The 18,940-nt window shown below is 66.5% G+C and carries 17 protein-coding genes and 1 riboswitch; of the genes, 9 read left to right on the forward strand and 8 right to left on the reverse strand.

Going from position 1 to position 18,940, the window contains the following annotated elements:
- Nucleotides 1-42: 42 nt before the first annotated feature.
- Nucleotides 43-178, reverse strand: a riboswitch (TPP riboswitch).
- Nucleotides 179-315: 137 nt separating this feature from the next.
- A complete protein-coding gene (locus ACPJW8_RS16685) occupies nt 316-1,014 on the forward strand; it encodes an NUDIX hydrolase (protein ID WP_330189204.1) in 699 nt (232 codons plus the stop codon).
- Here the strand turns inward: ACPJW8_RS16685 and ACPJW8_RS16690 are convergent.
- Nucleotides 1,011-2,492: an AAA family ATPase gene (locus ACPJW8_RS16690; protein WP_330189203.1), complete on the reverse strand. Its 1,482-nt coding sequence runs from the start codon at nt 2,490-2,492 to the stop codon at nt 1,011-1,013. The two genes, ACPJW8_RS16685 and ACPJW8_RS16690, sit on opposite strands and share 4 nt — an antisense overlap.
- Nucleotides 2,493-2,659: 167 nt before the next feature.
- Between ACPJW8_RS16690 and ACPJW8_RS16695 the strand changes: the two genes are divergently transcribed.
- Complete coding sequence (locus ACPJW8_RS16695; RefSeq protein WP_330189202.1) at nt 2,660-4,831, forward strand: hypothetical protein; 2,172 nt, start codon at nt 2,660-2,662, stop codon at nt 4,829-4,831.
- 61 nt (nt 4,832-4,892) lie between these two features.
- Nucleotides 4,893-5,156 carry a DUF4235 domain-containing protein gene (locus tag ACPJW8_RS16700; RefSeq protein WP_330189201.1) on the forward strand — a complete coding sequence of 88 codons (264 nt, stop codon included), beginning with the start codon at nt 4,893-4,895 and terminating at the stop codon, nt 5,154-5,156.
- 24 nt (nt 5,157-5,180) lie between these two features.
- On the opposite strand, the gene ACPJW8_RS16705 is transcribed toward ACPJW8_RS16700, so the two are convergent.
- The 7 genes from ACPJW8_RS16705 to ACPJW8_RS16735 form a co-directional block, all read right to left on the reverse strand.
- Nucleotides 5,181-5,936, reverse strand: coding sequence for a ZIP family zinc transporter (locus tag ACPJW8_RS16705; RefSeq protein WP_330189200.1), 756 nt, complete (start codon nt 5,934-5,936; stop codon nt 5,181-5,183).
- An 82-nt stretch (nt 5,937-6,018) separates the two neighbouring features.
- Entirely contained in the window at nt 6,019-6,447 is a 429-nt protein-coding gene (mnhG, locus tag ACPJW8_RS16710; RefSeq protein WP_425256486.1) for a monovalent cation/H(+) antiporter subunit G, read from the reverse strand.
- Between the two features lie 46 nt (nt 6,448-6,493).
- The gene (locus tag ACPJW8_RS16715) at nt 6,494-6,772 is read right to left on the reverse strand and encodes a monovalent cation/H+ antiporter complex subunit F (protein ID WP_330189198.1); all 279 of its coding nucleotides are present in this window, start codon (nt 6,770-6,772) and stop codon (nt 6,494-6,496) included.
- A complete protein-coding gene (locus tag ACPJW8_RS16720) occupies nt 6,769-7,314 on the reverse strand; it encodes a Na+/H+ antiporter subunit E (protein WP_330189197.1) in 546 nt (181 codons plus the stop codon). Before ACPJW8_RS16720 ends, ACPJW8_RS16715 begins: the two co-directional genes overlap by 4 nt.
- Nucleotides 7,311-8,912 (reverse strand): Na+/H+ antiporter subunit D, encoded by a 1,602-nt coding sequence (locus tag ACPJW8_RS16725; RefSeq protein ID WP_330189196.1) that lies wholly within the window; start codon nt 8,910-8,912, stop codon nt 7,311-7,313. Before ACPJW8_RS16725 ends, ACPJW8_RS16720 begins: the two co-directional genes overlap by 4 nt.
- Nucleotides 8,909-9,448, reverse strand: a complete 540-nt coding sequence (locus ACPJW8_RS16730) for a Na(+)/H(+) antiporter subunit C (RefSeq protein ID WP_330189195.1) — start codon at nt 9,446-9,448, stop codon at nt 8,909-8,911. The genes ACPJW8_RS16725 and ACPJW8_RS16730 overlap by 4 nt, the downstream gene beginning before the upstream one ends.
- Nucleotides 9,445-12,480, reverse strand: a complete 3,036-nt coding sequence (locus tag ACPJW8_RS16735) for a Na+/H+ antiporter subunit A (protein WP_330189194.1) — start codon at nt 12,478-12,480, stop codon at nt 9,445-9,447. The genes ACPJW8_RS16730 and ACPJW8_RS16735 overlap by 4 nt, the downstream gene beginning before the upstream one ends.
- A gap of 182 nt (nt 12,481-12,662) precedes the next feature.
- On the opposite strand from ACPJW8_RS16735, the gene ACPJW8_RS16740 reads away from it, so the two are divergent.
- From ACPJW8_RS16740 to ACPJW8_RS16765, 6 genes are all read left to right on the forward strand, one after another.
- The gene (locus ACPJW8_RS16740; protein WP_330189193.1) at nt 12,663-14,066 is read left to right on the forward strand and encodes an MFS transporter; all 1,404 of its coding nucleotides are present in this window, start codon (nt 12,663-12,665) and stop codon (nt 14,064-14,066) included.
- Nucleotides 14,067-14,275: 209 nt separating this feature from the next.
- Entirely contained in the window at nt 14,276-15,460 is a 1,185-nt protein-coding gene (locus tag ACPJW8_RS16745; RefSeq protein ID WP_330189192.1) for a Gfo/Idh/MocA family oxidoreductase, read from the forward strand.
- The gene (locus ACPJW8_RS16750; protein WP_330189191.1) at nt 15,457-16,422 is read left to right on the forward strand and encodes a PmoA family protein; all 966 of its coding nucleotides are present in this window, start codon (nt 15,457-15,459) and stop codon (nt 16,420-16,422) included. Before ACPJW8_RS16745 ends, ACPJW8_RS16750 begins: the two co-directional genes overlap by 4 nt.
- Complete coding sequence (locus ACPJW8_RS16755; RefSeq protein WP_330189190.1) at nt 16,419-17,219, forward strand: cupin domain-containing protein; 801 nt, start codon at nt 16,419-16,421, stop codon at nt 17,217-17,219. Before ACPJW8_RS16750 ends, ACPJW8_RS16755 begins: the two co-directional genes overlap by 4 nt.
- A 35-nt stretch (nt 17,220-17,254) precedes the next feature.
- Nucleotides 17,255-17,737 carry a cation:proton antiporter regulatory subunit gene (locus tag ACPJW8_RS16760; protein ID WP_330189189.1) on the forward strand — a complete coding sequence of 161 codons (483 nt, stop codon included), beginning with the start codon at nt 17,255-17,257 and terminating at the stop codon, nt 17,735-17,737.
- Between the two features lie 6 nt (nt 17,738-17,743).
- Nucleotides 17,744-18,928 carry a cation:proton antiporter gene (locus ACPJW8_RS16765; RefSeq protein WP_330189188.1) on the forward strand — a complete coding sequence of 395 codons (1,185 nt, stop codon included), beginning with the start codon at nt 17,744-17,746 and terminating at the stop codon, nt 18,926-18,928.
- Nucleotides 18,929-18,940 lie beyond the last annotated feature (12 nt).

Genomic DNA, 18,940 nt, shown 5'->3' on the forward strand with positions numbered 1-18,940 from the left:
ACAGGAGGGGAGAGTCTTCCGGCGGGCCAGGCCCGGTCCGGCAACTCTGAGAACTCGACTCCCTTGCGCCGGTACTAACCGGATCAGGTTCGAGGGTCTGCGGCAGCCCGCACTCTCAGCGCCCATCCGTCTTCGCATTACTGCGGAGTACGACGGCGGCGCTCCCCTGTCGTGATAAATCCACCCTTATGGGCTGGTCCAGTTTACACCCGGCGCCCCTGGATCCCTCCGCGTTACGGTTATATTTGGCAGGGACCGGGCCCGCATTGGCGGGCCGCTGTGGTCCTGCCAGTGGTCCCAACGAAGGAGCGGCGCATGACGGACGCGGACAACACCCCCGACGCCTACCCTGTGCCCGTTGAGGCCAGGCTTGCCGCCAGCGTGATCCTGGTCCGGGACGCTGTTGATCCCGTTACTGCCTCCGGGCCCCGGCTTGAGGTCTTTATCCAGCACCGCGTCTCCACCATGGATTTCGCCGCCGGAATGGTGGTTTTCCCCGGCGGCCGGGTGGATGCCGTGGACGGCTCCGGCTGGGACTTTCCCACCGCCGTCGTACAGGTTCATCCCAAAGCCTGGCACCGCACAGGCGAACCGGAATCGGGTGCCGGTCCCGTGGTCCCGGTCAGCAAGGAGGACGCCGCGTCCCGGCTGCTGGCCGCCGCCCGGCGCGAGGTCTTCGAGGAAACAGGCCTGATGCTCGACGCCGATGCCCTGGTCCCGTGGGCCAACTGGGTCACCCCGCCGGACCAGCCCAAGCGTTTTGACACCTACTTCTTCCTGGCCGCCCTCCGCCCCGGTCAGGAACCCCGGCACCAGACCACCGAGGCCAGCACCTCGCAGTGGATGGCTGTGGCGGACATCCTCGCTGCCGAGGCTGCCGGAAACCTCCAGCTCATGCGCCCCACCAAATTCCTGCTGGAGGAACTGCTGACTTATGGCAGTGCGGCTGCTGCTGTTTCCGCCGTCCGGGACATCGTTCCGGTGCGTGGTCCCCGGGGCACCAGCCTGACCTAGCGCCGTGCCGGTCCCGCCATGCCGGGTCCCGGCATACGTGATCCGCCAACGCCCGGCGGGCCAAAGCCGGGCGCCCCGAAGCCAGCGGCATCGGGACCCGCATCCTGGCCGCTGCCCAGCAGGCTCCTGGTGAGGGCCTCGGCGTCGTCCATCAGTGAATCCACCGCGGCACCGAGGTGGGCGTCGCCAACAGCAACATTCTCGACGGCGGCACTCACCACCGCGCGCCGCACCAGTTCGCGCGCGAAGGACGCCGTAGTCCCCTCGGTCCGCGCCGCCGCATCCTCGATGGCGTCCTTGCTGAACGGGATCCCGCGAGCGTACAGCTTCACCAAGCGGATGCGTTCGTCCATTGCCGGCAACGGGATCTCGACGGCCAGGTCAACCCGTCCGGGCCGCTGGGCGAGCGCCCGCTCCAGCATGTCCACCCTGTTGGTGGTGAGGATAAACGCCACGTCCGCGTCCCGGTCCAGGCCGTCCATGGCGTCCAGCACCTCGAACAGCAGCGGTTGGGGGCCGTGGCCAAAACTCCTGTCCTCGGCAATCAGGTCGCAGTCTTCCAGCACCACTACTGAAGGCTGGAGAGCCCGGGCCATGGTGGCCGCCTCCGAGATCCTGGCCAGGGACCCGCCGGACAGCAGGATCGCCGTTGTTTCCTCGCTCCGGCCCAGCAGGTAACGGACGGTGTGCGTTTTTCCGGTACCGGGCTTGCCATACAGGAGGACGCCGCGCTTGAGGTGCTGGCCGTGCCGGCTGAGCGCTTCCCGCTGCTCCGCGATGCCCACCACGTGGTCGGATACCTTCTGGAGCAGGCCGTCAGGCAGGATGACTTCCGACGCCGGCAGGTCGGGGCGGTAATGGAAGGTAACCCCCGCAGCGCTGGGACCATACTCCCCCATCACCAGTGAAATGATCTGGCCTTTGAGGACGCTCTGCTGCTGCATCCGACGCCGGAACTCAGCCAGGAAGTCCGCTGCGGTACCGGTGTCCGCCGCGAGGACTTCAAGGGAAGCCGTGGGCCGCCCGAACCGGGGGTTGGCGTCACGCTGCCAGACCGCCGCGGGTTTGCCGTTGTATTCGAAGAGCCACAGGCCCATGGCCACGGCCTGCCGCTGTTCATCCGGCCCCACGGCCAGGTTCCTGTAGTCCGGCTGGGACATCGGGAACTGCTGGAAGAACCGCGACTGCTGCAACATGTCACTGAGTGACAGGTGATTCCGCTGGTCCCCACCGCCGATCCCCACCAGCCGGAAGCCCGGGCTCTCACCAGCGATGTCCGCCATGATGATGTCCGCATCCACAAAACGGTGCGGCGGTATCTCCTCCACCACCTGCGAGAGCGTCTCCGCGGCTGCGCCCAGGTGCTCCGTCAGCGCGTCCCGCACCTGCGTTCCAGGCTGTGCCCTGTGCTGGCCCGACTGCGCGAGCTGAACCAGTTCGGCGAAATTGTCGATGAACATCCCCAGTTTTTCATCCATGGGCAGACCCTACCAGCAGGGTTCGCGAACGCCCCGGGCTGTTCCGGGCCTTTGGATGGTGGTTGACACAAGCGGGGCGGAACCGAAGACTTGAAGCAGCTTGAGAAACCGTTTTCTAAGCGACAGGCAACTATCAGCGCAGCGTCGACAACCCCAGGAGAACCTCCGTGCAGGCCCGAACCACCACGAATGCCATCAACCGCGAAGCGCTGGTCCGGCGACACAACGTGGAACAGCGCAGTCTGGATCCGCGCAGCCCTGTCTCGGTGGGCAACGGCGAGTTCGCCTTTACGGTGGACCTCACCGGGCTGCAGTCGTTTCCCGGGTCCTACCCTGTGGGCGCCGAGGGCGAGCACCCCGGAACGCTGCTGGGAACGCAGGCGCAGTGGGGCTGGCACTCAACCCCGGCGGAGGAGGATTACCAACTGGCCGGCTCCACGGTGCTCTATGACTCCCCACGCGGGCCAGTCCCCTATGTGGATATGGTGGGCCGCATTGTGGACAGCCAGGAAGACGGCACCACCAGGGCGGAGACCTGGCTGCGCGCGAATCCGCACCGGCTGGACCTGGGCCGGATCGGCTTCGCGCTGACGGTGGACGGCGTGGAGCAGGCCCTGACACCGGCCGATATCGGTGAGGCAACGCAGACCCTGGACCTCTGGACCGGCATCGTCACCAGCAGTTTCACCGTTGCCGGCGAACCCGTGAGAGTGACGACGGCGTGCCATCCGGACCGGGACGACGTCGGCCTCCGGATCAACTCGCCGGCCCTCGCCCGCGGACTGGTGGTCTCCATCGCCTTCCCCTACGGCTCGGAATCCTGGCACAACGCCGCAGCCTGGAACAGCCCCAACGCCCACACCACCACGCTGTCACGGGACACCACCCGCCCCAACAACAACACCGAAACCTGGCTCGTGGCCCGCGAACTGGACGGTTCCCGCTACCAGGTGGCTATCAATGGCAGCGCGCACGTCAGCCAGTCAGCACCGCACCGCATCCGCATCACCAGCACAGAAGAAACCCCGGAGACCCTGGACATCTCCCTTGGCTTCACCCCGGACGGAACCGGCTGCTGCATTCCACGCGGGCTCCCGCACGCCCCGGGTACACCGGACACCGATGAGCCCACCCCTGGCACCGCCGTCGCCAACGCCTCCGCCGCCTACTGGCCGGAATTCTGGAACAGTGGCGCCGCCGTCGAACTTGACGGACATGGCGATCCGCGCGCCTCGGAACTGGAGCGCCGGGTGGTGCTTTCGCAGTACCTGACGGCCATCAACTGCGCAGGGTCGCTGCCGCCGCAGGAGACCGGGCTGGTGTGCAACTCGTGGCGGGGCCGCTTCCACCTGGAAATGCACTGGTGGCACGCCGCCCATTTTGCGCTGTGGAACCGTCCCGAACTGCTTCTGCCGTCGCTGCGCTGGTACCGCGCGGTGCTGGAAACGTCGCGCGCCACCGCTGGAGACCAGGGGTTCGACGGCGTCCGCTGGCCCAAGCAGGTGGGACCGGACGGGCGGGAGAGCCCCAGCCCCATCGGCACCTTCCTGATCTGGCAGCAACCGCACCCCATCTACCTCGCAGAGCTCGCCTACCGGGCCTCGCCGTCGCCGGAACTCCTTGAGGAATTCGCGGAGGTGGTGTTCGAGTCCGCCGCCTTTATGGCCAGCTTCGCGCACCGGACCGGCCGTAGTTTTGAGCTGGGCCCGCCCCTGATCCCGGCGCAGGAAAGCTACGAGTCCATGCGGGCCACGCTCACCAATCCCACCTTTGAGCTGGCCTACTGGCAATGGGCGCTGCGGGTTGCCGGGCAATGGCGCGAACGCCTGGGCCTTGACGTGCCGCCCCTCTGGCGCGAGGTGGCCGACGGCATGGCGGCACCCCTGGTGCGGAACGGCACCTACCAGGCAATCGACGTCGAACCCTTCACCATCCGCACGGACCACCCGTCCATGCTGTGCGCGCTGGGATTCCTGCCGCAGACGGACCTGATCGACGCCGAAACGATGCGGGCCACGCTCAAGGAGGTGCTGGCGGACTGGGACTGGCAGAGCACCTGGGGCTGGGACTACCCGGTGATGGCCATGACGGCGGCCAGGCTGGGCGAGCCGGAAACCGCGGTTGACGCGTTGCTGCTCAACGCCGGCAAGAACACCTTCCTGGCCAACGGACACAACCGCCAGACGGACGCGCTTCCGCTCTACCTTCCGGGCAACGGCGGGCTGCTCGCGGCAGTCGCGCTGATGGCCGCGGGCTGGGACAACGGACCGGACACGCACGCGCCAGGCTTTCCCGCCGCGTGGACTGTTAAGGCGGAAGGGCTGGCCAAGGCGCCGTAGGCCCGCGGCCGGACGCTAGGCTAAGGGAAGTCCATGTTTCCACCCGCAAGGAGCCCACGTTATGAACCTCCTCATCAAACTGCTCGGAACCGGAATCAGCCTTGGCGCCGGCTTCGCGGGCACCAAAGTCGTGAACAAAGTGTGGGAAAAGACCACCGGAAACAAGCCGCCCACAGGCAGGGAAGACGACGTCCCCACCACCCTGCGTTCAGCACTCACTTTCGCGCTGGTTTCCGCCGTGGTGAGCACCGTCATCCAGGTCCTGACCAACCGCGGCACGCAGCGCGCCATCAAGCGTTTCGCCAAGACCCAGGACATCGTCTAGGGCACCAGGCGTCAGCCGCAGCCCTCAGCCGCCCAGGTAGTGGATGCTGAACGCGGCCAGGAACCCCACCGAGGCGGTTAACCCCGTCAGGTTGTGGTGCTCCTCGAACGCCTCCGGAATCATGGTGTCCGCCAGCATGGCCAGGATGCCCCCGGCGGCAATGGCGGTGATAAATCCGATCGCCTCGGCGGGGGCATTTTCCAGGGCCGTGTAGCCGAGCAGGGCGGCCAGCCCGCTGAATACCGCGATCCCGATCCAGGTGCCGAAGACGTAGGCGGGGCTGCGGCCTGACTTCTTCATGCCGGCGGTACTGGACAGGCCCTCCGGGACGTTGGAGATGAACACCGCCGCCAGCATGGCCGGGCTCACCGTTCCGCCCACCAACATTCCCACTCCCAGCACCACGGATTCGGGAATGCCGTCGATCAGCGCGCCGATTGCAATCGCCGTACCGCTGCCCGGCGAATCCTCCTCGGAAGGCTGGCGGCCTCCTGAGCGCTTGCGGTGCCTGGCCCCCGCACGGGCCAGGAGGACGTTGGAGCCCACAAAAATCAGGGCGCCCAGCAGGAACCCGAAGATCGTGGGCAGCAAGCCTCCGGTCTCCACGGCTTCGCCCACCAGCTCAAAGGCCAGCGCGGAAATCAGGACGCCGGCACCAAAAGCCATCACGGTGGAGACGATTTTGGCCGGAACTTTCCACAGCCACGCGATGCCGGCGCCCAGCACCAGGGCCCCGCCGGCCACCGATCCCCACATCAATGCCTGGAGCCACATCGGCATGGCGGGCGCCCCTTATCTGTTGACCAGCCCTGATCTGTTGCTGAACCTGGTGGCTATCCTAAGCAGGCTGACGACGCCGGACCTACTTTCCGGAGGAACCATCACCCGGCGTTTCTTCCGCAGGCCAGGCGTCAGGCTCGACGGCGGCGTCCCTGGCGGTGAGCGCGGTGTGCGGCGAATCGGCGCTGTCCTGACGGCCCGTCAACGTGGCCGCCTGGACCACCGCTTCGAGCTCGTCAGTGGTGAGCATCTCGCGGTGCAGGTGCTTGGTCCGGTAACCTGCCCGGCCCACCATGTGGGCAGAGACCGGCACGGTCAGCAGCTGGAACAGCCAGGCAATCAGCAGCACCGGCCATACCCAGAACGTGCGCATCTGGAGCCCGATGGCGGCCAGCAGCAGGAACAGGCCCAGGACCTGCGGTTTAGTCGCAGCGTGCATGCGGCTAAGCAGGTCAGGGAAGCGCAGCAGGCCAATGGCCGCGGCCAGGGACATCAGCGCGCCCACCACCATAAAAACGGCTGACACCGAATCGATCACGAGGTCCACTGTTGAAGGCTCAGGATTCACGGGGCTGCTCCCGCCTGTCAGCGACGAACCGGGCAACGGTAACGGAGCCAACAAACCCGATCAGCGAAACGGCCACCAACAGCATCAGGTTGTTCAGGTGCCGGTTAACCGCCATATCGATGCACAGCGCCGCACCCAGGATGGCCAGCAGTACGTCGGCCGCCAGCACCCGGTCCAGCAGTGATGGCCCGCGTGCAATGCGGAGAATGGCGCCGGCGGCCGCGACGGACAGGATCACCGCCGTCACGGTCAGGACAATCTGCATCATGGCGTAGCCTCCTGCCGCAAAGCGTCGAGTTCTTCCCTGGTGCCCATGATCCTGATCAGCCCCGCCTCAATGTTCCGTACTTCCTGGCGGACCCGGGCCACGCCGTCGGAATCCGCAACGTTCAGCGTGTGCAGGTACAGCGTGGACGAGGACCTGTCCACCTCCACCACCAGGGAACCGGGAATCAGCGACAGGACGTGCCCGGTGGCCGTCACCAGCAGGTCCTGGTGGCTGCGCAACGGAACCGCGACGACGGCTTTGGTCACCCGCGGCCCGTGGACCACGGCGAAATACATCACCTGGAAACTGGCGGCCACCACTTTGGCCAGGAACATCAGGGCGAACGGGACTGCATGCACGATGTTGAACCGGCCGCTGAGTTCCACCGGCGGCAGGTAGAACATCCGGGCCACCGCCACGGCGATCAAGGCGCCAAACAGCAGGTTCCCGGGGCTGAAGTCCTGCCACAATGCGCACCAGACCACCACCAGCCACACCAGCAGGGGCAACTCCTGGCGGAGCGAAATCCTTTTGCGGCTCACGGCCGGCCTCCCGACTCCAGCGCCGGCACCGGAGCGCCGCCGCCCAGGACCGCGTGGATGTAGCCTGACCGGTCCAGCATCTCCGCCGCCGCCTGGTCAGAGACGGTAAAGAGCGGGCCGGCAAATACCGTGAGGGCGACGCCCACCAGGACCAGGCCCAGCGTTGAGCCCACCATGGTGCGGGGCAGGACGGTGGTGGTGCTGGTGGTGCCGGTTCCGGCGGAGCCGTCCGCGTCCGGAGCGGCCAGCAGCACCGGGTCCGGGTACTCGGCGTCCTCGGGCTTGCGCCAGAAGGCCCTGTTCCACACCCTGGCAATGGCCAGCAACGTGAGCAGGCTGGTGACCACGCCGCCGATCACCAGCGCGTACGCCAGCGGAGTACCCAGCTCAATGCCGGCCTGCATCAGGCCAACCTTGCCCAGGAAGCCGGAGAACGGCGGGATGCCTGCCAGGTTCATGGCAGGAATGAAGAACAGCAGCGCCAGCACAGGGGACAGTTTGGCCAGGCCGGCCACCCGGTCCATGGAGGAGCTGCCGCCGCGGCGTTCGATCAGGCCAGTTACCAGGAACAGGCTGGTCTGGATGGTGATGTGGTGCGCCACGTAGAACACGGCGGCGCCCAGCCCTGCCACGGAGGACATGGCCAGCCCGAACACCATGTAGCCAATATGGCTCACCAGGGTAAAGGACAGCAGACGTTTAATGTCGCTTTGGGCCAGGGCGCCTAGGATGCCCACCACCATGGTGAGTAACGCCGCCACCATCAGCGGAGTGTTCAGGGAGTCGCCCGGGAAGAGCAGCGTCTCCGTCCGGACCATGGCATAGACGCCCACTTTGGTGAGCAGGCCCGCGAACACTGCGGTGACCGGAGCCGGGGCCGTGGGGTAGGAGTCCGGCAGCCAGAAGGACAGCGGGAACACAGCGGCCTTGATGCCGAACGCCACCAGCAGCATCACGTGCAGGAGTGTTTTGGTGCCCTGGTCCAGTTCTGCCAGCTTGATGGCCAGGTCCGCCATGTTCACGGTGCCCGTGGCGCCGTAGACCATGGCGATGGAGATCAGGAACAGCACCGAGGACACTACCGAGACCACCACGTAGGTCACGCCCGCCCGGATGCGCGGGCCTGTTCCGCCCAGGGTCATCAGCACATAACTTGCCGTCAGCAGGATCTCGAATCCCACATAAAGGTTGAACAGGTCCCCTGACAGGAAGGCGTTGGACACCCCGGCCACCAGGATCAGGTAGGTGGGGTGGAAGATGGACACCGGCGAGTCGGAGTCGCCGTCGGCCATGTCCTGCCCCGTGGCGTAGACCAGCACGGCAAGGCTCACCGCTGAGGACACCACCAGCATCAGCGAGGAAAACTGGTCCACCACCAGCACGATCCCCCACGGCGGCAACCAGCCCGCAATGTTCACCGCGTACGTCCCGCCGCTCCACGTGGAAGCCAGCAGCGCGCATTCCAGCAGCAGCGTCAGGGACAGCAGGCCAATGCTCACGGCGCGCTGGGCATGCGAATGCCTGTACAGCACAAACGTTACGGCCGCGCCCAGGATGGGCAGGATGACGGCGAGCGGCGCCAGGCTTGCAAGATTCACTTCAGGCCTCCGTCCGGACCGGGAGTGACATTCCTGGAACCTGGTTTCTCTTCGAGTACGGCGTCGCTGGCGGCCATCTTGCCGCTGCCTGTTTTGATGGTTTGGCCGTTATCCTTGGGTATCAGCGGAAATTCGGACGTCTCCAGGGGGACCTCGGCGTCGTCCTCAGCGTCGAAGCTGGGCGTGCGTGCCACCCTGCGGTCCTCGAGGTCGATCTGGATTTCGTCGCGGCGGCCCAACACCCAGGTGCGGTAGATGATGCCGAGCATAAACGCCGTGACGGCGAAGGAGATCACAATCGAGGTGAGGATCAGCGCCTGCGGCAGGGGATCGTTGTACTCCCCAGCCTCCGTGTCCTTGTCAAAGAGGGGTGCCAGCCCGGCGTAGCCGCCGGTGATCAGGATCAGCAGGTTGGTGGCGTTGGCCAGCATCATCAGGCCCAGCAGCACGCGGGTCAGACTGCGTTCCAGCAGCAGGTAGATGCCGCAGGCGTACAGCGCGCCCATCACGCACAGCAGTGTGAGGTTGATACTCATGATGCGCCTCCGGACGGGGTGGATTCGGCGTGGACGGCGAACTCTTCTTCGTCGTCATCCATGTCATCCGGAGGGATCCGCCCGCCCGGGGCCTCGCCCGATTCGATGTTCTGGTCGATCTCCGCGCCCAGGCTGCGCAGGACGTCCAGCACCAGCCCCACCACCACGATGTACACGCCGATATCGAACAGCGTGGAGGTGACGAACTTGATGTCCCCGAAGACGGGCAGCCAGAAATGCAGGATGGCCGTCTGGAACACCTGGGCACCCAGGAGCAAAGGTACGACGCCGGATGCAGCCGCTGTTGCCAGGCCTGCACCCAGGAGCTTCCCGGCGCTGATCGGGGTTGCCTCCCGGAGCTCGAACCTGCCACCTGCCAGGTAGCGGATGGTCAGGGCCAGCCCGGCCATCAGTCCGCCGGCGAACCCGCCACCCGGAAGGTTGTGCCCCGCAAAAAGCAGGTACAGGGAGAAAATCACAATCGAGTGGAACAGCAGGCGCGTGATCACTTCGAAAATAATGGACCGGCGTTCCGGGGCGAGGGTGTGCCCTGCCACGATCCAGGCGTCCCGGGCGGAGGAGGCGAATTTGCGGGAGAGGCCCAGCGCGGCGCCTTCGCGGGAGGCGGGATCGACGTTGCTGCCGCGGTCCGTCCAGCCATCCCCTGTGGCGGCGGGCCTGATGCGGTCCCCACGGCCGCGGATGAAGATCAGGCTGGCCACCCCGGTGGCGGCCAGCGCCAGGACCGCGATCTCACCAAAGGTGTCCCAAACCCGGATGTCCACCAGGGTGACATTGACGATGTTCGCTCCCCCGCCGCCGTCGTATGCCAGTTCCGGAAACTGCAGCGAAACGGGAGCCGCAACGCGGGCGCCCATGGCGTAAACGGCCACGAAGATCATGGTGACGCCGAACGCCACGCCAATGATCACCCGGACCAGCCGGTACTTGCCGCCGGTCCGGTCCCGCAGTTCTGCGGGGAGGCTGCGCATGCCCAGCACAAAGGCCACCAGGATGATGGTTTCCACCAGCATCTGGGTCAGGGCGAGGTCCGGCGCGCCCTGCAACGCGAACATCAGGGCGATTCCGTACCCGGTGACGGAGACCATCAGCACGGCCAGGAAGCGCTTGTTGGCGCGGACGGCAGCCACCGCCCCGATCACAATGGCGGCGCCCACCACCAGTTGCAGCGGCGAGTTCGGGTCAACGAGGTAGAGGCCGCCGGGCAGCGGCTTGCGGGCCACCAGCATGGCGGACAGCGGCAGCGCCACAGCCATGCTCAGGATCACGGCCAGGTAGAAATACAGCGAACCGCGCTGGGTGCGCCCGGTGACCCACACGGCGACGTCATCCAGGGCGCCGATGGTCAGCTGGTATGCGCGGTCCGCATCCAGCCAGCCCGGAACACGGTCCTGCATGCGCGAAACCCAGGCCCGGCCCAGGTACATGGCCCCGCCCAGCACGAAGGTCAACGCACTGAGCCCCAGTGCCACGTTGAAACCGTGCCACAGCGCCAGGTGCCCGGCCTCCGCAACGGCAGTGCCGGCGTCGGACGCTTCAGTAAACAGCGCGGCGTAGGGCTGGATCCAGGCATCCACCGGAACCGGCCACACGCCGAAAACAATGGTGAGCAGCGACAGCACGGCCGGCGCCGCCAGGAAGGAGGGCGTAATGGGCTTGAACGGCGTGCGCTCCACGCCGGGTTTGGTGGCGAACGCGCCCCACATAAACCGCGCGCTGTAGGCAAAGGTCAGCACCGATCCCAGCACTACACCCGCCAGGACCACCAGGGGCCATGGGCTGGTGGGATCCGATTCGAGGTGGTGCAGGAACGCCTCCAGCACCGATTCCTTGGCCACGAAGCCGGCCATCAGGGGCAGCCCGGCCATGGACGCGGCGCCGATCCCGGCGACAATCGCGAGCGCCCGCGCGGAGCCAAACACACCGGACAGCTTGGCGATGTCACGCGTCCCGGACTGGTGGTCGATGATGCCCACCACCAGGAACAGCGTGGCCTTGAACAGGCCGTGGGCCAGCAGCATGGCCAGCCCGGCGAGCGCGGCATCAGGCGTTCCCAGTCCCACCACCATGGTGAGGAAGCCCAGCTGGCTCACCGTTCCGTAGGCGAGGATCAGCTTGATGTCCGTCTGGCGCAGCGCCCGGTAACCGCCTACCAGCATGGTGGCCAGGCCCAGCCCCAGCACTATGGGCAGCCAGAACGCCGTTTCCGCGAACCCGGGGGCCAGCCGCGCCACGATGTAGATGCCAGCCTTCACCATGGCAGCCGCATGCAGGTAGGCGCTCACCGGGGTGGGGGCGGCCATGGCGCCGGGCAGCCAGAAATGGAACGGGACCAGCGCAGACTTGGTGATGGCACCCACCAGGACCAGTACGACGGCGGCGGCAACAGTTCCGGCCGCCGGCCCCTCAACCAGCGTGGGGGCTTTGTCCAGGATTTCGGAGATGCGATAGGTCCCGGCCGTGAATCCGAGCATGATCAGGCCTATCAGCATGGTCAGGCCACCGGCGGTGGTGACGATCAGGGCCTGCAACGCAGAGCGCCGGGCTGAGAGCCGGGTGCGGGCGTAGCCGATCAGCAGGTAGGACAGGACGGTAGTGAGCTCCCAGAAGATGAACATCAGGAGAAGGTCATCTGCCGTAACCAGGCCGAACATGGCGCCAGCGAAGGCCAGCAACTGCGCCCCGAATCCGCCCAGATCGGGATCGTCCTTGTGGAAATACCTGGCGCAATAGACCAGCACCAGCGCCCCGACGCCCAGCACCAGCAGGGACATCACCCACGCCAGGGCGTCCATCCGGAAGGCCAGTTCCAGCTGCAGGCCCGGGACCCACGGGAGGACTTCCTGGATGCGCCCTTGGCCCGAATAGACGGCAGGGTGCTGGAAAAGGAGCCAGATGAAGGAGCCTGCAGGAACCACTGCGAGGCCGTAGAACGCGCTCCTGCCGAATTTCCTGAACAAAACCGGAGCCACAGCAGCCACCACAAAGTGCAGGGCAAGGACTGTGATCACTGGTATCTCCGCAACGTCAGGGATTCGATTATCAAAAGTTAGAGCAGGCGGTTCATTCGTAAGATGTCAGTCCGGCCAGTTTACCAACCAGCCACTGACGGTTTGACCGCGGGAGCCGCCGTTCCCGCTGTTCAGGTGGCGCTTTGTTCCAGTGGCGCGGCGCGTGGGGCTAGCATCAGCGTATGAACACCGCGAGCGCGCCCGGGGCCCCGTTTCCGACGTCGGAACTTGAGGCAGGCCCGCAGGTCACCAACAAGGGCCGCGTCCTGGCCTGGGCCGCCTGGGACTGGGGCTCCGCCGCCTTCAACGCGGTGATGACCACCTTCGTTTTCACCGTCTACCTGACATCGGACGCTTTTGGCGGCGAGGACGCCGCCTCCGCACTGCTGGGCGGGGCATTGGCGATTGCCGGCGTCGCGATCGCCTTGCTGGCGCCGGTGACCGGGCAGCGTTCGGATACGGGCGGGCGCCGGAAGCTGTGGCTCGCGGTTAATACCGTGGCCGTGGCCGTCCTGACAGGGCTGTGTTTCTTCGTGTACCCGCAAGCCGAGTTCCTGCTGTTAGGCGTCACGCTGATCGCGCTGGGCAACGTGTTCTTCGAGTTCGCCGGCGTGAACTACAACGCCATGCTGGCCCAGATTTCCACCCCGCAGACCATCGGCAAGGTCAGCGGCTTCGGCTGGGGCATGGGCTACCTGGGCGGGATCGTCGCGCTCCTTGCTGTACTCCAGCTCTTCGTCCAGCCCAGCTTCGACTGGTTCGGCTCTTCTACGGACGACGGGCTCAACATCCGGCTCGTGGCAGTGTTCTCGGCATTGTGGTTCCTGATCTTCGCGCTGCCGGTGATGTTCGCCGTCCCGGAACTGCCCAAGCCCCCGCACGCCAAAACCCTGGGCATCGCTGCTTCCTACCGGCTCCTGTTCAGGCGGATCAAGGCCATCTACCGGACCAGCCCGCACACCATCTTCTTCCTGCTCGCCAGTGCCGTGTTCCGGGACGGACTGGCGGCCGTCTTCACGTTCGGCGGCGTCATCGCGGCCGGGACGTTCGGCTTCACCCTGCCCCAGGTGATCATCTTCGCGATCTTCGGCAACGTGGTGGCGGCAGTGGGCGCGATCCTGGGCGGCTTCCTGGACGACAAGATTGGCCCCAAGAACGTCATCATTGGCTCACTGGTAGGCCTGCTGATCGCGGGCACCGTCATCCTGGTGCTGGGCAACGGCAGCTATACGTTCTTCGGGATGGCCTGGGCCGGAAGCACCACGTTCTGGGTGTTCGGGCTGTTCCTCTGCCTGTTCGTGGGCCCGGCGCAGGCGTCATCCCGCGCCTACCTTGCCAGGCTTGCCCCGGACGGCGAATCAGGCGAGCTCTTTGGCCTCTACGCCACCACCGGCCGGGCAGTCAGCTTCCTTGCCCCCGCCCTCTTCACGCTCTGCATCGCCATTGCCACTCCCCTGGTGGCGCCGGGCGAGGCGCAGCGCTGGGGAATCCTGGGCATCATGGTGGTCCTGCTGCTCGGCCTCCTGGTCCTCCTGCCGGTCAAGCCGCCGAACAAGACGGCCATCGCAGTAATCCCGCACGCCTGACCGAGCCTGGTAATCCAGCCTGTCAAAGCCCGGTGATCGAGCCTGTCGAGATCCCGTTCTCCCCTGGGCCGGACAAAGCCCGGTGATCGAGCCTGTCGAGATCCCCTTCTCGCCTGGGCCGGGAATGGGCTTTCCAAAAACCCTTGACTCAAAAAGTGATCGATCACATAATTGACGACGACCCACCCTCTCCCTTTGCTTAGGACCCCATGAACCCGCCACAACTCCCCGGCAACGCGGCCGGGGCTCAGCAGGCCGCAACCCAAGCCGCCAACGCCCATAGCGGAACCACGAAGAAGGTCCGCGCAGGCATCATCGGCACCGGCGGCATCGCGGCCGCACACGCCCAGGCCCTGGCAGAAGGCGGCGCCGAACTGGTGGTGGCCGTGGACATCGACCCAAGTCGCGCGAAAGATTTCGCCGTTACCTGGGGAATCGCAGCCACGGCGGCCAGCCTCGAGGAAGCCGCGCGGCTGGGACTGGACGTGGTGGCAATCTGCACTCCGCCGTCGTCGCACGCTTTATTGGCGAAGGAGGCTTTGGCACTTGGCCTCAACGCGGTGGTCGAAAAGCCGCCGGCCCTGTCCCTGCGTGAACTCAAGGAACTCCAGGAAGCGGAAGCGGCGTCCGGCAAGAGCGTGAGCTGCATTTTCCAGCACCGGTTCGGCGGCGCGGCGCAGAAGCTGGAAAGGCTGCAACGCTCCGGCGCGCTGGGAAAACCGCTCACCGGCTACTGCAACACCCTGTGGTTCCGGGACCAGGCCTACTTCGACGTGCCGTGGCGCGGGCAGTGGGACGTCGAGGGCGGGGGCCCCACCATGGGACACGGCATCCACCAGTTCGATCTCCTCCTCCACCTGTGGGGTCCGTGGCAGGAGGTAACGGCGTTCGCGGGCAGGCTGGCCAGGCGCACCGAAACGGAGGACGTGTCCATGGCCGTGGTCCGCTTCGGGTCCGGAGCGCTGAGCACCGTGATCAACTCGGTCATTTCGCCGCGGGAAACCTCGCAACTGCGCTTCGACTACGAGAACGCCACGGTGGAGGTGGAGCACCTGTACGGCTACGACGATTCGCACTGGCGGTTCACCCCCGCGCCCGGCATGGAGCACCTGCAGGAACTCTGGGACGCAGACACCTCCGAGGGCACCAGTGGACATGCGGCCCAGTACCGCCGGATCCTCGCAGCCCCCACCACCGAAGCCCCAAGAGCCCCAGGAAAGCCCCCCGTCACGTTGTCGGACGCCTATGCCACCATGGAACTCGCGGCCGGCATCTACTCCAGCGCCATCACGGGGCAGACTGTCCGCAGCGGCAGCATCACCGAAGGAAACCCGTTCTTTGACCGCGCAGACGGCCGGCTGGAACCCTGGAAACTGGAGACGAGCAACGCATGAGCCACACCCTTCCTGACGCCCCCGCCAACCGCGCGCAGAATACCGGCCTGGAGTGGAACGACGACGGCCAGGCCGTGGAGGTGGCGTTCGACGGCGTCACCCTCCTTAAGTACACGTACGTCGCCACGGATGAGCAGAACGAATCTCCGCGGCCGTTTTTCCATCCGTTGCGGACCCGCGGTGGGGACGTGGTCACCGCGTACCGCCCGCACGACCACACCTGGCACAAGGGCATCGCCTGGTCCCTGCCGCACCTGGGCCCGGACAATTTCTGGGGCGGGCCCAGCTACCGCCGCGGCAAGGACTACCAGTGGCTGCCCAACAACGGAGCCATGCGCCACCAGCACACCACCACGGAAGCGGACGACGCCGGGACTTTCACTTTTGCGCACAGCCTCCAGTGGATCACGCAGCAGGGAGCCCTGGTGGTTGAGGAGGAACGCTCCTTCAAGGCAGTGCCCGGTGAGGACGCGGAGAGCTGGACGCTGGTCTTCGAAACGGCCATGACCAACGTGTCCGGCGCGGACATCCACATCGGTTCCCCCACCACCGAAGGCCGCGAAAATGCCGGCTACGGCGGGTTGTTCTGGCGCGGGCCGCGGGCTTTCACCGGCGGCACCATACTTGGCCCGGGCGGCGCCACCGGCGAGGAGCTCCGCGGCAAGCGGGCACCCTGGCTGGCCTTCGTGGGCCAGCACGACGAAACCTGCCGCTTCTCCACGATCGTTATGGTGGACGATCCCTCCACAGGCCACCCGCAGCCGGAGTGGTTCGCCCGCAGCGAGCCCTTCCCCTGCATGGGACCGGCGCCGTTCTTCAGCGAGGAAGTCCTGTTCACAGCGGGGTCCAGGCTGCGGTTCCGGTACGCCGTGGTCATCGCCGATGGAACGTCCGACGCCGGCCGGGCCACCGGGCTCGCGGACCGTGCCGCCGGGATGCTGAGGGAAACGGCGGGGCGATGACCGGCCCGGAAAGCGCACCGGGTCCTTCCCTGCCCGGGTTTCCGGCGCCACCTGGTTTTCCGGCGCCTCCGCTGCCTGGTTTTCCTGGCGGCACGGCAGTCAGCGCGCTGAAGGTCTACGACTGGGAAGCGGCCGACGGGCTGTGCGGCGGATCCCCGCACCTGCATACCGTTTCCTCCGAGGCCTACCTGGTGACCGGCGGATCCGGCCGTGTGCAGACGCTGAGCATGACGGGCGCGGCCGAGCATGACCTCAGCCCCGGTTCCCTGCTGTGGTTCAGCCCCGGCACCGTGCACCGGCTGGTCAACACGGACTCGCTGGCGCTGAACGTGATCATGTCCAACGCAGGCCTTCCCGAAGCCGGGGACGCCGTCCTGACCTTCCCGCCGCACATCCTGGCCGATCCCGAACTGTACGCCGCCAACGCCACCCTGCCGGGACGGGAAGAAGGCGAGGACGTAGTGGCGGCCGCGGCCCGCCGTCGTCGTGATCTGGCACTGGAAGGATACGAGGAACTTCGGGAGGCGATCGCGGCTGAAGGCCCTGCAGCCCTGGCCCGGTTCCACCAGGCGGCCGCCGCGCTGGTCCGGCCCAAAGTGGCGAAGTGGCGGGACATCTGGGAGGACAAGGTCCGTGCCGACGTCGAGGCCACTGCACGGGCACTGGATGCCCTGGAACACGGATCCGCGGAGACGCTTTCCGGCGCTGCAGTGGCCCGCGCGCACCCCCGGCCAGGGCCCGCCGGGTACGGAATGTGCGGCCGGCTCACCACCTGGCAGCCACCACTCCCGGCCTGAACCCGCTGGGGCCCGTTCAGGTCTAGGCTTGACGTATGAATGTGGATGAAACCGACCTTCCCGGCATTGGCCGGCGCAAGGATTTCGTTACCGCTTCAGGCCGCCGGATCGGCGTTGTGGAACTGCGCGAAGGAAAAACCGAGCTCATCGTTTCCACCTGGGACGATCCTGACACCTGCCAGGCTTCAATTCCCCTGACCAGCGACGAAGCGAACGTGCTGGGCAACCTCCTGGGCGGCCAGCACCTGGCCATGAAACTGGCGGAAGAACACCGGGAAATCCCCGGGATCGTCACCCGGCAGTTCTCCATCGCGGCGGACTCGCCGTTCCAGAACCAACCCATGGGGAAGGCCTGCATCCGTACCCGGTGCGGCGTTTCCATTGTGGCGATTATGCGTGAAGGTGAGGTAGTCCCCTCGCCGGGTCCCGACGTCGTACTCCACACCGGCGATCTGCTGGTGGCTGTAGGGACGCAGGAAGGCCTGGACGCGGCGGCCGATATTCTCCGCAACGGCTAACCCGGAATGGACGTCCTTGCGCTGACCCTCATTGAGTTGGGGGCCGTTGTCTTCTGCCTCGGCCTCCTGGCCCGGCTGGCCGGCCGGATCGGCATGTCCCCCATCCCTTTTTACCTTCTGGGCGGCCTGGGTTTCGGCGCCGGCGGGGTGATCAAGCTCGAGGGCATGCAGGAATTCGCGCATCTCTCCGGCGAGATCGGCGTGATCCTGCTGCTGCTGATGCTCGGCCTGGAGTACACGGCATCGGAGCTGGTCACCGGCCTGCGTCGGTCGTGGAAGGCCGGCATCCTGGACTTCGTGCTGAATTTCCTGCCCGGGGTAGGCATTGCCCTCCTGCTGGGTTGGGGGCTGGTGGGCGCCATGGTGATGGGCGGCGTGACGTACATATCGTCGTCCGGAATCGCGGCTAAGGTGATCACGGACCTCGGCCGGTTGGGTAACCGCGAAACACCCACGGTGCTGTCCATCCTGGTGTTCGAGGACCTGGCCATGGCCGTTTACCTGCCCATCCTGACGGCCACACTCTCCGGCGTCAGCTTCCTGGGCGGGCTACAGACCGTAGGTATTTCGCTGGCTGTGGTCACGGTGGTGCTGGTGGTCGCGTTGCGCCATGGACACCGTGTCTCCTCCGCCCTGCACAGCGAAAATTCCGAGGTGTTCCTGCTCAACCTGCTGGGTGCCGCGCTGCTTGTGGCCGGCCTGGCGTCGGCGCTGCAGGTCTCTGCCGCCGTCGGCGCGTTTATGCTCGGGATCGCCATTTCCGGGGTCACCGCCCACAACGCCACACGCATCCTGGAGCCGTTGCGGGACCTTTTTGCGGCCATCTTCTTTGTGGCGTTCGGGCTGAACACCGATCCCGCGTCCATCCCGCCGGTCCTGGGCTGGGCGCTGGTCCTGGCCGTGGTGACCGCACTGACCAAGATGATCACCGGGATCTGGGCAGCCAAGCAGGCAGGCATCGCCCGGCCCGGCCGGTTCCGCGCCGGGGCAGCGCTCATTGCCCGCGGCGAATTCTCCATTGTTATTGCGGGGCTGGCCGTGACGTCCGGCGCGGTTCCGGGCGACCTGGCCGCCCTCGCCACCGCGTACGTGCTGATCATGGCCGTTATGGGCCCGCTGGCCGCCCGGTATGTGGAGTCCGTGGTGAAGCTGATGTACCGCCCCACCAGGCCACAACCCGTCCAGGCGTAGGCGAGGAAGAGC

The sequence above is a fragment of the Pseudarthrobacter sp. J47 genome (assembly GCF_049810315.1).
GTDB lineage: Bacteria > Actinomycetota > Actinomycetes > Actinomycetales > Micrococcaceae > Arthrobacter.